Source organism: Corynebacterium sp. 32222D000AT (assembly GCF_053546955.1).
This window is the reverse complement of record NZ_JBPPVW010000004.1, coordinates 133,582-148,245: the sequence shown is the minus strand read 5'-3', so window position 1 is coordinate 148,245 and position 14,664 is coordinate 133,582. Positions and strand designations below refer to the sequence as shown.

Here is a 14,664-nt window from a genome sequence, read left to right as displayed (position 1 = left end):
CTAGCCTACCGCTAATCGGGCTCGCTCGTGATGAATCCCAGTTCCGCCAGCAGCTCCGGGCGGCCGGCACCCCATTCCAGCATGGAATAGTCCTCCCAAGCCCGGCGCTGCTCGGCCTTCGGATCGTGGTCCACCCGCGGCGGGATATCGTAAACCTGCGTCGCGCGCAGCTCGGCTTCTTCGGATTCTTCGGATTCTTGCGCGCCTTCCACCCGGTAGCGCGGCCAGCTGGGCGCCGGCTCCGACTCCCAAATGAACCGTGCCCAGTGGTCCTGCATCAACTCCGTCATCGACTCCCCCGCGTCCCCGTTGCCCAGCTTGGTCACCAGCGACATCCGCGAGGATTTCGGATCCCCGAAGACGTTGGCCAGCTCCAGCGAGTGCACCGCGCCGAGCCCCAGCCAGCGCAGCGCCATCGGCGTGTAGTCGTAGCGGTACATCCACGTCGGGTAGCGCTCCGCGTGGGCCTCGGCGGCGCGGACGGTGGGCGCCCAGAACAGGGCATCGGAAAGCAGGTCGGCGAAATCCCGCCGGCCCTCGGCCCGCCCGTAGGCGTCCACCACCCGTTCGGCGTTGCGCTCGTCGAAGGACCGTAGCAGCCGCAGCCCGGCGCGGGCGCGGGAATCCTCCCGCTGGAACAGGTACTTGGCAAAACTGGTCTCGCCCGAGTTGGTCCCCACCAGCAGCGGAACCCCCGCTTGCCTCCCCTTCTCAAAGGCTTCCAGCGGGTGTGCGGGCAGCACGTCCTCGTCGACCGTCGGCGAGTAACAGGAATTCAGGTGCAGCAACTCCCCGGCGCGCCACATCATCGACTGCCCAGCGCGGACCAGGTCCGGCCACTCCTCGGCGCGCAGCTCATCGATGCCGCTTCCCCTCGGCAAGGCCAGACGCTTGACCAGCTCGCGGGCCCACAGCGTCGACTGCGCGCGGGAATGAATCAGCCCGATGGGCGGCGACTGGGCGATGGCCTTGTGGAAGAGCCCCTGCGCCGCCGGGCTCGTCATGAGGGTAAGCACCGCGGCCGCCCCGGCGGACTCGCCCATCAGCGTGATGTTGTCCGGATCGCCGCCGAACTGGGCGATATTGTCCCGCACCCACTCCAGCGCCAGGAGCTGGTCCAGCACCGCCGGGTTGGCCACGCACTCGCCCGGCAGGCTGCGCATATCCAGGTAGCCCAGCGCGCCGAGGCGGAAGTTAATAGAAACGTAGACGACGTTCATCGACTGCGCCAGGTGGAAACCGCGCAGCATCAGCATGTGCGACGAGCCCATGATGAAGGACCCTCCGTGCAGGTAGACCACCACCGGCAGCCGCTGCGTGCCCGTCGGCCGCACCACGTCCAGGTTCAGGCAGTCTTCGCTGCCGATGACCCTCTCAGTCCACGAATACGTCGGCTGCGGCGCCACCTCGCCGAAGTCCCGGCATTCGCGCACGCCTTCCCAGGCCGCCACCGGCTCGGGGGCACAAAACCGCCCGGTGAGCGCGGTGTCCTTGCCGAACGGGATCCCCTTCCAGGAGCTGACGTCGAGGCCTTCGTCGTCGTGCTCGCGCTTGCCGTGGACCCAGCCGGCGGCCGTCCGGATGGCCAGCCCGTCGCCGGGGTGGGCGTGCGCGGCCGCCTGGGCTTCGGCGGCGCGGGCATGGGCGGCTGCCGCTTGCCGGCGCGCGGCAGCGACTGATTCTTCTTCCCACTCCTCGTCCCAGGGCCCCATGGATTCCAGCGTAGTAAGCTCGCGTCGGGTTTGCGCAACCTTGCGCACGCTTGACGATGCCCCACCACACTTTCCCCTAGAGTGGTATAGGACCTATTTATCGGAGGAGACGAAACGTGTTTGGAATTGGTAAGAAAAACAAAGAAGACAACGGCGCGGTAGCTACCGTCACCCCGGAAGAGGCCGCGGACAACCTGCAGCGCTACGACATTGATCCGGACAACGCCGACAAGTGGACGGCCACTCTGCTCAAGTCTTTAGATAAGGCCGTCAAGATCCAGGCCGGCACCATCGTCAAATACGTCGAGTCGGTCAAGAAGCGCAATCCGAACGCCACGCCGGAACAGATCCAGGCGATTATCGACAAGCACTTCCGCAACATCACCACGGGCACGGGCGCCGGGGCCGGCGCGGCCGCCTCCGTTCCGGGCGTCGGCTTTTTCACCGGCGCGGCCGCCATCGGGGCGGATTCGCTCGTTTTCTTAGAGGCCGCGGCCTGGTACATCCTGGCCTCCGCGCACCTGCGGGGCATCGATGTCAGCAACGAGGAGCAGAGGCGCGCGCTCGTGCTGTTGGTGCTGACCGGTTCCAAGGGCTCGGCGCTCGTCGACACCATCGTCGGCGACCTGGGCCAGGGGGCGAGCCTGTCGAGCGCGGCATCGCTGACGCGTTTTTCCGCCCCTACCCTGTCCGGGATGAACGCGCGCCTGGGCAAGCTCTTTACCAAGCAGATCACCAAGCGCTTCAAATGGGCCTGGGTGTCCAAGCTAATGCCGCTCGGAATCGGCGCGTTTTTGGGCTCCGTGGCCAACCGCAAGCTGGCCCGTCAGGTCATCGAACACGCCCGCACCAACCTCGATCCGCTGCCCGCGATCACCAATTAAGAAGCAGGATTGTCAGCCAGCTGTTGACCCGTATCATTGGGAACGGACCACTTTGCTGGGGGCATTACCCCCGCCGTGGATGTTTACCACTAAAGTTGATGTGACTACCCGACAAAGCTAAAGGAAAAGAGGCGAGCACCTGCCGTGAGCAAGTCGAATATATTCGGCCCCAACGCGTGGCTGATTGACGAACAGTTCCAGCAGTATTCCCAGGATCCATCCTCCGTAGATAAGGAATGGCGGGAGTTTTTCGAGGCCAACGGCGCCCCCAAAAAGTCGGCTGACGCTGGCAAATCCGGGTCGACCCAGCCGAAGAAGGACAAGCCGGCGAAGGCGCCCAAGGAATCTGAAGGCACGACTGCTAAGACCAAGCAGAACGTCCGCGAGACTGAGGTCTCCAAGGGTGTAAAGAAGGCGCAGAAGGAATCCGCCAAGGCCAACACTCCGGCTAAGGAAAAGGCCCCGACTTCACCCCTGGATCGCATCGGCGCTACCCCCGAACCGGGCCAGAAGTCGCTGAAGGGTACCTTCAAGGCCATCGCCAAGAACATGGACGAGTCCCTGGAGATCCCGACCGCAACCACCGTGCGCGACATGCCGGTCAAGCTCATGTGGGAAAACCGCTCCATGATCAACGACCACCTCAAGCGCACCCGCGGTGGCAAGATCTCCTTTACTCACATCATCGGCTACGCCCTGGTTAAGGCCACCCAGATCCACCCGGCCATGAACGTGCGCTACGAGGTCTCCGACGGCAAGCCGACCGTCGTCCAGCCCGAGCACATCAACTTGGGCCTGGCCATCGACCTGCCGCAGAAGGATGGCTCCCGCGCGCTGGTCGTCGCCGCCATCAAGGAATGTGAAAACAAGGGCTTTTCCGAGTTCGTCGACGCCTACGAGGACATCGTCACCCGTTCCCGCAACGGCAAGCTGACGATGGACGACTTCTCCGGCGTGACCATCAACCTGACCAACCCGGGCGGCATCGGCACGCGCCACTCCATCGCCCGCCTGACCAAGGGCTCCGGCTCCATCATCGGTGTCGGCTCCATGGACTACCCGGCCGAGTTCGCCGGCGCTTCCGCCGACCGCCTGGCGGACCTGGGCGTGGGCCGTCTGGTCACGCTGACCTCCACCTACGACCACCGCGTCATCCAGGGCGCGGAGTCCGGTGAGTTCCTGCGCACCATCGGCCAGCTGCTGGTCGACGACAAGTTCTGGGACGAGCTCTTCGCCGAGATGGGCGTTCCCTACCAGCCGTTCCGCTGGGCCCAGGACGTCCCGAACTCCGGCGTGGACAAGAACACCCGCGTCATGCAGCTCATCGAGGCCTACCGTTCCCGCGGCCACCTGCTGGCCGACGTCAACCCGCTGGGCTGGCACCAGCCGGGCCTGCCGTCGCCGGATCACCGCGACCTGGACATGGCCACCCACGGCCTGACCATCTGGGACCTGGACCGCACCTTCAACGTCGGTGGCTTCGGCGGCAAGGAGTCCATGACGCTGCGCGAGGTCCTGTCCCGCCTGCGTTCGGCCTACACCCTGAAGGTCGGCTCCGAGTACGCCCACATCCTCGATCGCGACGAGCGCGGCTGGCTGCAAGATCGCCTCGAGGACGGCATGCCCAAGCCGACCAATGCCGAGCAGAAGTACATCCTGCAGAAGGTCAACGCCGCCGAGGCTTTCGAGAACTTCCTGCAGACCAAGTACGTCGGCCAGAAGCGCTTCTCCCTGGAGGGCGCCGAGTCCCTCATCCCGCTGATGGACTCCATCATCGACACCGCCGCCGGCCAGGGCCTGGACGAGGTCGTCATCGGCATGCCGCACCGCGGCCGCCTGAACGTCCTGTTCAACATCGTGGGCAAGCCGCTGGCCGAGCTCTTCGAAGAGTTCGACGGCAACTACCGCGGCGGCCAGCTGGGCGGCTCTGGCGACGTTAAGTACCACCTGGGCGCCAGCGGCGAGCACCTCCAGATGTTCGGCGACGGCGAGATTAAGGTCTCCCTGACCGCCAACCCGTCCCACCTGGAGGCCGTCGACCCGGTGCTGGTCGGTATGGCCCGCGCCAAGCAGGACATCATCGACCAGGGCGACGAGGGCTACTCCGTCGTCCCGCTGATGCTGCACGGCGATGCCTCCTTCACCGGCCTGGGTGTGGTCCAGGAGACCATCAACCTGTCCAACCTGCGCGGCTACACCGTCGGCGGCACCATCCACATCGTGGTCAACAACCAGATTGGTTTCACCACCACCCCGGACTCCGGCCGCTCGACCCACTACGCCACCGACCTGGCCAAGGGCTTCGACTGCCCGGTCTTCCACGTCAACGGCGACGACCCGGAGGCCGTCGTCTGGGTCGGCCAGCTGGCTACCGAGTACCGCCGCCAGTTCGGCAAGGACGTCTTCATCGACCTCATCTGCTACCGCCTGCGCGGCCACAACGAGGCCGACGACCCGTCGATGACCCAGCCGGTTCTCTACGACCTCATCAACGACCACAAGGGCGTGCGCGAGTCCTACACCGAGGACCTCATCGGCCGTGGCGATCTCTCGGCGGAAGACGCCGAGGCCGCCGCCCGCGACTTCCACGACCAGATGGAGTCCGTGTTCACCGAGGTCAAGGAAGCCGAAAAGACCGGCCCGCAGGAGCAGACCGGTATTACCTCGTCCCAGGAGCTGACCCGCGGTCTGGATACCTCCATCACCGCCGAGGAGATGAACGAGCTGGGCCAGGCCTTCGTCAACCCGCCGGAGGGCTTCGACCTGCACAAGCGCGTGTCCAAGGTCGCCAAGGAGCGGGCCAAGACCGCGCAGGAAGGCGGCATCGACTGGGCCTGGGGCGAGCTGCTCGCCTTCGGCTCCCTGGCAAACTCCGGCAAGGTCATCCGTATCGCCGGTGAGGATACCCGCCGCGGTACCTTCACCCAGCGCCACGCAGTCCTGTTCGACCCGGAGACCGGCCAGGAGTACAACCCGCTCAACCACCTGGCCGACGCCAAGGGCAACGGCGGCAAGTTCCTCATCTACAACTCCGCCCTGACCGAGTACGCCGGCATGGGCTTCGAGTACGGCTACTCCCTGGGCAACCAGGACGCCCTGGTGGCCTGGGAGGCCCAGTTCGGCGACTTCGCCAACGGCGCGCAGACCATCATCGATGAGTACGTCGCCTCCGGCGAGGCCAAGTGGGGCCAGACCTCCTCGCTCGTGCTGCTGCTGCCGCACGGCTACGAGGGCCAGGGCCCGGACCACTCCTCCGCCCGTATCGAGCGCTACCTGCAGCTGTGCGCTGAGGGCTCGATGACCGTGGCGCAGCCGACCACCCCGGCCAACCACTTCCACCTGCTGCGCCGCCAGGCACTGGGCACGATGAAGCGTCCGCTGGTCGTTTTCACCCCGAAGTCCATGCTGCGTAACAAGCAGGCGACCTCGGCGGTGGAGGACTTCACCGAGGTGACCTCCTTCCGCTCGGTCATCAACGACCCGAACCAGGTCGACCACAACGGCAAGGTTGTCGGCGACCCGGACAAGGTCAAGACCATCATGCTCTGCTCCGGCAAGATCTACTACGACCTGGAGAAGAAGCGGGAGAAGGACGGCCGCGACGACATCGCCATCGTGCGCGTCGAGATGCTGCACCCGATCCCGTTCAACCGCCTGCGCGAGGCCTTCGAGACCTACCCGAACGCCACCCAGGTGCGCTTCGTCCAGGACGAGCCGGCCAACCAGGGCCCGTGGCCGTTCTACAACGAGCACCTGCGCGAGCTGATTCCGGACATGCCGGAACTGGTCCGCGTGTCCCGCCGCGCGCAGTCCTCGACTGCCACCGGCGTGTCCAAGGTCCACCAGCTCGAGCAGAAGAACCTGCTCGATGAGGCCTTCGACGTCTAGACCGCGCTCTAGGCACGCCGACTAGCCGGCCCGCTGCCCTCCCTCAGCTAGGGAGGCGGCGGGTCGGTTTTTTGTTTCTAGGCGGACCTACCGGGGCGGTATCCACACCGTCTTTCCGCGCACCCGTGCCATCCTGCCCCGCGATGCCGGCCCGCCGCACCCCGCGTCATCATTCGCGCCGTTGTGGTGCGGGCACAAGGTGACCAGGTTGTCCATGTTGGTCGGCCCTCCCCGCTCCCAGGCCTGTATGTGGTGTACCTGGCATTCATCCCCGCCCACCAGGCAGTCCGGCCAGGCGCAGACCGGGTTTTCAATCAGCGCCAGGCGCCGCTGCTTGTCGGAGGCAAAGCGTTCGATGCGGTAGAGGTTCACCGGCCCGCGCACTGGGTCGACCAGGCCGACGAAACCGAATTCGCTGAGCTTGCGCCGCACCAGCTCGGCGCCGCTGACGACGGCGCCGTTGGTCAGCTGGACGGCGATGTCTTCGGCGCCGGAGGAGGCATCGTTAAGCAGGCGACCGAAGTCGCTGATGTCCATGACCGCGTTGGTGATTGCCGGTGTGGCCGCCCCGCCGCCGCCTAAGAGGACGGCGCGGGCGTCGTCGACCGAGTCGATGTTGGCGTGCAGGTCCGCGATGAACGCCGAGTCCGCGGTAATCTTCCACGACCACAGTCCGTCCTTGCCGCGACGCAGCTCGACGCCGGGCGTGCGGGTTGGGCTGGGGTTGGCCTCGCGCACCTTGCGGCGAGCGATGCGCCCCATCGCCTCCTCGTCCGCCGCAATGGCCGCAAGTTCCTCGAAGATGCGCCAGGCGTCGTCCTGCTTGCGGGCCCGCCCCACGTGGTAGGCGATCACCAGCAGCACCGCCAGGTCGTGGCCAATCCGGCGCGCAGACGCTAGCGCCCGGCGTTGGCGACCACGGTAGCGGGTGGCCCCGAAAAAGAGGTCGCGCACTCCCAGCAGCTCTTCGGCACCGGCGCGCGTGGCACCGGCATGCTGCACGAGGTCGTCGACGCTCGCGCCGCGGACTTCCTCCAGCAGGGCGATGCCCGTCGCCCGCGCCCCGAAGTACGCCCGCGTGCGTTCTAAACGGTCTGGATCAAATTCTGTGTTCATGCCTCCTAGAACAGCAGCCCGCGCGGCGCGGCTCAAGGATTCGGGGCGCTAGCCTGTGGATAACCGGCCCAAATTATATGCGGGCGCATATACCGCGGAGTTATCCACAGGCCCGGGCGCTATTTTCCGGGGCGCTATTCTTCGGTGGAATCCGAGTCGCTGTTCGCGTCCAGCTCGCCTTCGGGGACGCTGTTCTGGCTCCAGCGGGAAACGACCTTCTCGATGTCGCCGTCACCGGTCTCGACCTCCTCGACCAACTCGTCGATGTCCTGCTCGATCAGGAATTTCGACAGCGAGCCCAGCATCTCCATTTCTTCCCGGTCCAGCAGGCCCTTCGTGAAGATGGGGCTGTAGTTCTGCGGCAGCTCGCTGGCGGGGCTCGCGCTGCAGCCCTGGGCGGTCGACGGGTCGACGGTGGTCAGCGTGGTCGGCAGCGATTCCATCATCGCGATGTGCGTCTGCCCGTTGCGGTCCTCGTCCCGGCTGGCCTCGCCGGCGCCGAAATCTTCGGCCATCTCCCGGGCGCGGTCGGGGTCGAGGGCGTAGAGGGCATCGCCGGTGCAGGCGGCCCAGAAATTACCTTCCTCGCCCATCTTTTCCACCAGGGAGGAACCGGCTGTGTTGTCCTCGACGACTAGCTCGGCATGCCGGTCGTTGCGGGCGAAGGCCTGCTTGAAGATTTCGGCGACGACCTGGCCCTCCGTCTCCTGCGAGTCGACCAGGATGCGGATGTCCGCGTCTTCCCGCGGGTCGGCGGAGCTGCCCGGATCGGCGTCCGCGCACCCGCTCAAGGCCACCACCGCGGCCACCAGGCAGGCGGCACCGGCTTGCACACGCATCGAATCCTCCCAACGTTGAAATTCCCTGTCATCTTACACGGCGTGCCCCGACGTGTATTTTCCCCGCCCGGTTACTACGATGGTTCATGATATGACTAGTGCACTAACCGAATCCGCTGTCCGCAGCGCGCTCTCCCGCGTAGAGGATCCTGAAATCGGGCGCCCGATTACCGAACTCGACATGGTCAAGTCCATTTCCGTCGACGGCAACGACGTCGCCGTGGAAATCTACCTGACCATCGCCGGCTGCCCGATGAAAAACACCATCCAGTCCAACACCCAGGCGGCGTTGGAAGACATCGACGGCGTTGGCAACGTCACCGTGACGCTGGATGCGATGAACGACGAGCAGCGCCTCGAACTCAAAAAGAAGCTCCGCGGCGGCAAGGCCGAGCCGGAAATCCCGTTCGCGAAGCCCGATTCCACCACCCGCGTCTTCGCGGTGGCCTCGGGCAAGGGCGGCGTCGGCAAGTCCTCCGTGACCGTCAACCTGGCCTCCGCCCTGCAGCGCAAGAGCCTCAAGGTAGGCATTATCGATGCCGACATCTACGGCCACTCCGTCCCCGGCCTGCTGGGCTCGACGACAGGCCCCACCGTGCTGGACGAGGAGATGCTGCTGCCGCCCATCGCGCACGATATTAAGCACATCTCCATCGGCCAGTTCGTCGAGGGCAACGCGCCGGTCGTCTGGCGCGGGCCGATGCTCCACCGCGCCCTCCAGCAGTTCCTGGTCGACGTCTTCTGGGGCGACCTCGACGTGCTGCTGCTGGATCTCCCTCCCGGCACCGGCGATGTCGCGCTCTCGGTGGCCCAGCTCATCCCCAACGCCGAGCTGCTCATCGTCACCACCCCGCAGGCCGCGGCCGCGGAGGTCGCCGAGCGCGCCGGCTCCATCTCCCAGCAGACCCGCCAGCGTGTGGCCGGCGTCATTGAGAACATGGGCGCGATGGTCATGCCGGACGGCACCACGATGGACATCTTCGGCAGCGGCGGCGGCCAGATCGTCGCGGACCGGCTGAGCACCCTTTTGGGCCACGAGGTCCCGCTGCTGGGCCAGATTCCGCTGGATCCGGCGCTGCGCACCGGCGGCGATGCCGGCGTGCCGATCCTCGAGCAGGCCCCCGACTCGGCTGCCGCGCAAGCGGTGGCCGCCATCGCGGACAAGATCGCGGTGCGGAAGGATTCCCTGGCCGGCAAGCCGCTGGGCTTGGGCGTTACCCAGCACTAAACGCTAGGTAATATCCGACCAGCTAAAGCCCGAGGTCTGCTCGGGGCGGCGTTCACTCGGCTGCGGTTGCTGCTTAGGCTGCGGTGCTGCCTTCTCCTCGGGCGCGGGGGCAGAGGTGGCATCGGCAGCGTAAATCTGCGAATAATCAAAGCCCTGCGCGGCCGCCGCGGTATTGGTTTCGCGCGGCTGGTCGGTGTACGGGCTGTAGCTTTCCTCGCGCTGCTCGACCTTCGCCGCCGGCTCGTCTAAGAATTTCTTCGGGTTGAAGTCGTCCCAGGCGCTATCGTCGCCGTCGAACAGCGCCTTGGTCAGCACGCCGCGGGGCCCGAGCCGGCCCCACTCCATGGCCTGGTTGAGCGGCCCGCGCAGGTCGTCGAACTCCTTGGAGAACTCCCCCACCTCGCCGTTGAGCTCGGCCTTGGCGTTGTTGATCGCCCGCCGCGCGGCGAAAATCGCGGCGCGCACGTCCTGGAGCACGCCGGGCAGCCGCTCCGGCCCGATGACAACGACGGCGATCAGCACGATCACCACGATCTCGGTAACGCCTAAATTCGAAAACACGTGACTTACTCTAGTCTTTCTCCACGGCCCTGGTTATGCCGGATGGCCCGCACCATCATCTCCAGCCGGTCGAGCAGATCCTGTTCCGGATGGTAGGTCGGCGTGGAGGCGTCCGGGCCGGGCCCCACCGCCGAGCTAGCGATGCTAGTCAGCCTATCCACCAGCGAATGCGGCGCGCGCACCTGGTGGTCGACGTTGCACATGCGCACCCATTCCGAGGCGCCGCGCTGCACGTGGACCTCGCGGCGGCATTCCGCGCAGTGTACTAGGTGCACGCGCACGCGGTGAGCGGCCTTGTGGTCCATCTCGCCGTCGACGAAGGCCACGACCGCCTCGGGGCCCAAGTGCCCGATGGTGTCCATGCGGCGGGCCCGCGCCTTAGCCTTGTCGCGGATCTTGCGGGCCCGCGCAATCCCCGCCGCGCCAGCAGCTCCGGCCGAACCGGCAGCTCCGGCCGCGCCCAAGGAAGAAAAACGCGAAACATGCGGGTGCACAGCTTTGGCCTCCTTTCTGCCACCTAGCACTAGTCCTAACACCAGCCTAGGGAATTTTCCTAGGACTTGGTGGGAAGCAGGAGGCGAGCGTCGGCATCGTTAGCCGCGGCGGACTCGATGGCCGCGCGCAGCTGGGACCGGCCGCGGTGGATGCGGGAGCGCACAGTGCCCATCTTCACGCCCAGGGTCTCGGCGATTTCGTCGTAGCTCATGCCCACGACGTCGCAAAGCACGACGACGACACGAAACTCCGGGCTCAGCGAATCCAGCGCGGCCTGCAAGGCCGGGTCCAGATTGGCCACGGTGTAGGCCTGCTCGGGCGTCATATCGTTGCCCGGCACGCGGTCGTAATCCTCGGGCAGGGCCTCCATGCGGATCTTCGCGCGGTGGCGCACCATGTCCAGGAAGAGGTTGGTGGTGATCCGGTGCAGCCAGCCCTCGAAGGTGCCCGGCTGGTAGTTGTGCAGCGACCGGAACACACGCATGAAGGTCTCCTGGGTTAGGTCCTCCGCGTCGTGCTGGTTACCGGACAGGCGGTAGGCCAGCCGGTAGACGCTGTCGGCGTGCTCGGCCACCAAGTCGGCCCACGATGGCATGGCTGCCTGCCCGGCATCGAAAGCTGCGGTGCTTGCGGGGGCATCGTTCGACGGGAGTGACTCTTTTGCCATAACAAGTATTGTGCTACATCTTTCTTCCAAACTCCAGACGGTGGACTGTACATTTGCTGTTAGCCGTTTTGCCACCCACAACTCGGGGCGTTATCCCCACCTAAGCGCGGCATTATGCCTAGACTGAAGGCCGTGACTACTACGGCTTTTGACGCATTGCAATCCTATATCGGCTCGACCTCCGCGCCCTCGGAGGCACTGGCGCACGCCCGCGACCACGCGCAGGAGTATTCCCTGCCGCTGCCCGACGAGTCGCTGGGCCAGCTGATTAGCACCCTCGCCGCCGCCTCGACGGGGCACGCGGCCACGCCGAAAGCCCAAGCTATTGTCATTTCCCCGGCCGCGGCGGTCGTCGGCCTCTACGTTTTGGAGGGCCTGTCCGAGTCGGGTTCGCTGACCTGCATCGACCCGGAGGCCGAGCACCAGGCCGCGGCCAAGGCCTCCTTCCGCGAGGCCGGTTACCCGCCCAGCCGCGTGCGTTACCTGCCGTCGCGCCCGCTCGACGTCATGAGCCGCCTGGCCAGCGAGTCCTACCAGGTCATCTACGCCGACGTGCACAGCCTGGACCTGCCCGCGCTAGTCGATGCCGCCTGGCCCCTCCTATCCCCGCACGGCACCCTGATCCTCCCGAATGCCCTCCTGGACGGGACCTTGGGCGATAGCTCCCGCACGGATCGGGCCACCCAGTCCGCCCGCCAGGCCGACGCCGCCATCCGCGAGCTCGAGGACGCCGTGGTCACCCGCCTGCCGCTGGGCGGCGGGGTCACGCTCGTGACGAAGCTCTAAACGCGCTGGTTCTTGCCGACGACGACCACGCCGCCGGCCGAAATCTGGAAGCGCTCGGCGTCGCGCTCCGCGTCGACGCCGATGATGGCGCCCTCGCCTACCTCGACGTTCTTGTCCAGGATGGCGTGCCGCACCACGGCCCCGCGGCCGACGCGCACGCCCGGCAGCAGCACGGAACCCTCCACGGTCGCGCCGTCGGCGACGTGCACGTCGGAGGCCAGCACCGAGTTGCGCACCGTGCCGCCGGAGATGATGCAGCCCGGGGCCACCATCGACGACTGCGCGATACCGTTTTGCACGAACTTCGCCGGCGGGAAGTTGGAATCATCCGTCGAGTGGATGGGCCAGTGCCGGTTGTACAGGTTGAAGATGGGGTGCACGGAGATGAGATCCATGTGCGCCTCGTAGAAGGAGTCAATTGTTCCCACGTCGCGCCAGTAGCCGTGGTCGCGCTCGGTAGAGCCGGGTACTTGGTTAGACATGAAATCGTAGACGTGGGCCTGGCCGCGCTCCACGAAGTACGGGATGATGTCGCCGCCCATGTCGTGCGCGGAGTCGGGGTTGTCCTCGTCGGCCAGGAGGGCATCGATAAGCGCCTGGGCGGTGAAGACGTAGTTGCCCATGGAGGCATAGGTCTGCGTCGGGTCGTCGGGGGTGGACGGCGGATCGGCCGGCTTTTCGACGAACTCGGTGATAGTGCCCATGCCGTCGGCCTGGATGCAGCCGAAGGCGCTGGCCTCGGAGCGGGGCACGCGGATGCCGGCGACGGAGCAGTCCAGGCCGGTCGCGATGTGCTCGTCGACCATCTGCGCCGGGTCCATGCGGTAGACGTGGTCGGCGCCGAAGACGATGACGTAGTCGGGCTTCTCGTCGTAGATGAGGTTCAGCGACTGGACGATCGCGTCGGCCGAGCCGTTGTACCAGCGCTTGCCGCGCCGCTGCTGCGCGGGCACGGAGGCGATGTACTGCGGCGTGGGCCCGGACAGGTTCCAGGCTTGGGAGATGTGGCGGTCGAGCGAGTGCGACTTGTACTGGGTCAGCACCGCGATCTTCAAGAAACGGGCGTTGACCAGATTCGACAAGACGAAGTCGACGAGTCGGTAGGAGCCGCCGAAAGGCACGGCGGGTTTGGCGCGGTCTTCCGTCAACGGAAAGAGGCGTTTGCCCTCTCCGCCCGCGAGGACGATGGCAAGGACGTTAGGCTGGCTTCTCACAACCTCCAACCTATCCGCAGTATCGAAACTACGCAGCGGAAATGGCTAGTATTTACCCCCTGTTTACCTTCGGTGCGCGGCGCGGCATTAATCATTATTCTGGGAGGGTATGAGAGCCGGAATCTTTTCCAAGGAATACCCTCCCGAGGTCTACGGCGGCGCCGGGGTCCACGTCGCCGAGCTGACCCGCTTCATGCGCGACATCATCGACGTCGACGTCCACTGCATGGGCGCCGACCGCGCTGAGGCCGGGGTCTTTGCCCACGGCCCCGACAGCGCGCTGAACGACGCCAACCCCGCCCTACAGACCCTGTCGACCGGCCTGCGGATGGCGCACGCGGCCGACAACCTGGACGTGGTGCACTCGCACACCTGGTATTCCGGCCTGGGCGGCCACCTGGCGGGGCTGCTCTACGGCATCCCGCACGTGGTCACCGCCCACTCCTTGGAGCCGCACCGCCCGTGGAAGCGCGAGCAGCTGGGCGGCGGCTACGACATCTCCAGCTGGTCCGAGCGCAACGCCATGGAATCCGCCGACGCCGTCATCGCCGTCTCTGCGGGCATGAAGGACTCCATCCTGGACGCCTACCCGCACATCGACGCCGGCAAGGTGCACGTGGTGCTCAACGGCATCGATACGCAGCGCTGGCAGCCGCGCCACGGCGACTACCTGGCACAGCTGGGCGTGGACAGCCAGCGGCCGGTGGTCGCCTTCGTGGGCCGGATTACCCGCCAGAAGGGCGTGGAGCACCTGCTGCGCGCCGCCCGCTCCTTCGACCCGGGCATCCAGCTCGTTCTGTGCGCCGGCGCCCCCGATACCCCGGAGATCGCCGAGCGCACCCAGGCCTTAGTGGACACGCTGCGCGCTGAGCGCGACGGCGTCTTCTGGGTCCAAGAGATGCTCGACCACGACCGCGTCCAGCAGGTCTACACCGGCGCGGATATTTTCGTGTGCCCGTCCATCTACGAGCCGCTGGGAATCGTTAACCTCGAGGCCATGGCGTGCGGCACCGCGGTCGTCGCCTCGCGCGTCGGCGGCATTCCGGAAGTCGTCCGCGACGGGATTACGGGTACTCTGGTGCCCTACGACGCCGACGACGCCGCCACCTTCGAGGCGGATCTGGCCCAGGCCGTCAACGACCTCGCCGCCGACCCCGACCGCGCCCGCCGCTACGGCGAGGCCGGCCGGCAGCGCGCCGTGGAGGAGTTTTCCTGGGCGGCAATCGCACAACAAACGGTCGATATCTACCGCTCGCTGGTCTGAGTTTTAAGGA

General features: G+C 66.3%; 12 protein-coding genes. 5 read left to right on the top strand and 7 right to left on the bottom strand.

Features of this window, described 5'->3' with window-relative positions; translation table 11 throughout:
* Positions 1 to 11: 11 nt before the first annotated feature.
* Entirely contained in the window at positions 12 to 1,712 is a 1,701-nt protein-coding gene (locus ACEE23_RS03810; protein ID WP_448871519.1) for a carboxylesterase/lipase family protein, read from the bottom strand.
* A gap of 116 nt (positions 1,713 to 1,828) precedes the next feature.
* Between ACEE23_RS03810 and ACEE23_RS03805 the strand changes: the two genes are divergently transcribed.
* On the top strand, positions 1,829 to 2,596 hold the full coding sequence (locus ACEE23_RS03805) for a hypothetical protein (RefSeq protein WP_368521043.1): 768 nt from the start codon (positions 1,829 to 1,831) through the stop codon (positions 2,594 to 2,596).
* Positions 2,597 to 2,740: 144 nt separating this feature from the next.
* The gene (locus ACEE23_RS03800; RefSeq protein WP_448871521.1) at positions 2,741 to 6,484 is read left to right on the top strand and encodes a multifunctional oxoglutarate decarboxylase/oxoglutarate dehydrogenase thiamine pyrophosphate-binding subunit/dihydrolipoyllysine-residue succinyltransferase subunit; all 3,744 of its coding nucleotides are present in this window, start codon (positions 2,741 to 2,743) and stop codon (positions 6,482 to 6,484) included.
* Between the two features lie 87 nt (positions 6,485 to 6,571).
* On the opposite strand, the gene ACEE23_RS03795 is transcribed toward ACEE23_RS03800, so the two are convergent.
* Together ACEE23_RS03795 and ACEE23_RS03790 are read right to left on the bottom strand one after the other, a co-directional pair.
* Entirely contained in the window at positions 6,572 to 7,600 is a 1,029-nt protein-coding gene (locus ACEE23_RS03795; protein WP_368519618.1) for an HNH endonuclease signature motif containing protein, read from the bottom strand.
* A 134-nt stretch (positions 7,601 to 7,734) separates the two neighbouring features.
* Positions 7,735 to 8,439, bottom strand: a complete 705-nt coding sequence (locus ACEE23_RS03790) for a hypothetical protein (protein ID WP_368519617.1) — start codon at positions 8,437 to 8,439, stop codon at positions 7,735 to 7,737.
* A 91-nt stretch (positions 8,440 to 8,530) separates the two neighbouring features.
* On the opposite strand from ACEE23_RS03790, the gene ACEE23_RS03785 reads away from it, so the two are divergent.
* On the top strand, positions 8,531 to 9,667 hold the full coding sequence (locus ACEE23_RS03785; RefSeq protein WP_368519616.1) for a P-loop NTPase: 1,137 nt from the start codon (positions 8,531 to 8,533) through the stop codon (positions 9,665 to 9,667).
* A gap of 3 nt (positions 9,668 to 9,670) precedes the next feature.
* On the opposite strand, the gene ACEE23_RS03780 is transcribed toward ACEE23_RS03785, so the two are convergent.
* From ACEE23_RS03780 to sigE, 3 genes are all read right to left on the bottom strand, one after another.
* Positions 9,671 to 10,228: a twin-arginine translocase TatA/TatE family subunit gene (locus ACEE23_RS03780; protein ID WP_368519615.1), complete on the bottom strand. Its 558-nt coding sequence runs from the start codon at positions 10,226 to 10,228 to the stop codon at positions 9,671 to 9,673.
* Between the two features lie 5 nt (positions 10,229 to 10,233).
* Positions 10,234 to 10,641 (bottom strand): zf-HC2 domain-containing protein, encoded by a 408-nt coding sequence (locus ACEE23_RS03775; RefSeq protein WP_409338180.1) that lies wholly within the window; start codon positions 10,639 to 10,641, stop codon positions 10,234 to 10,236.
* A gap of 140 nt (positions 10,642 to 10,781) precedes the next feature.
* Entirely contained in the window at positions 10,782 to 11,390 is a 609-nt protein-coding gene (gene sigE, locus ACEE23_RS03770) for an RNA polymerase sigma factor SigE (RefSeq protein WP_368519614.1), read from the bottom strand.
* Positions 11,391 to 11,504: 114 nt separating this feature from the next.
* On the opposite strand from sigE, the gene ACEE23_RS03765 reads away from it, so the two are divergent.
* On the top strand, positions 11,505 to 12,176 hold the full coding sequence (locus ACEE23_RS03765) for an O-methyltransferase (RefSeq protein ID WP_368519613.1): 672 nt from the start codon (positions 11,505 to 11,507) through the stop codon (positions 12,174 to 12,176).
* On the opposite strand, the gene glgC is transcribed toward ACEE23_RS03765, so the two are convergent.
* A complete protein-coding gene (gene glgC / locus ACEE23_RS03760) occupies positions 12,173 to 13,390 on the bottom strand; it encodes a glucose-1-phosphate adenylyltransferase (protein ID WP_368519612.1) in 1,218 nt (405 codons plus the stop codon). The two genes, ACEE23_RS03765 and glgC, sit on opposite strands and share 4 nt — an antisense overlap.
* Positions 13,391 to 13,499: 109 nt before the next feature.
* Between glgC and glgA the strand changes: the two genes are divergently transcribed.
* The gene (glgA, locus tag ACEE23_RS03755) at positions 13,500 to 14,654 is read left to right on the top strand and encodes a glycogen synthase (RefSeq protein WP_368519611.1); all 1,155 of its coding nucleotides are present in this window, start codon (positions 13,500 to 13,502) and stop codon (positions 14,652 to 14,654) included.
* The last annotated feature ends 10 nt before the right edge of the window (positions 14,655 to 14,664 follow it).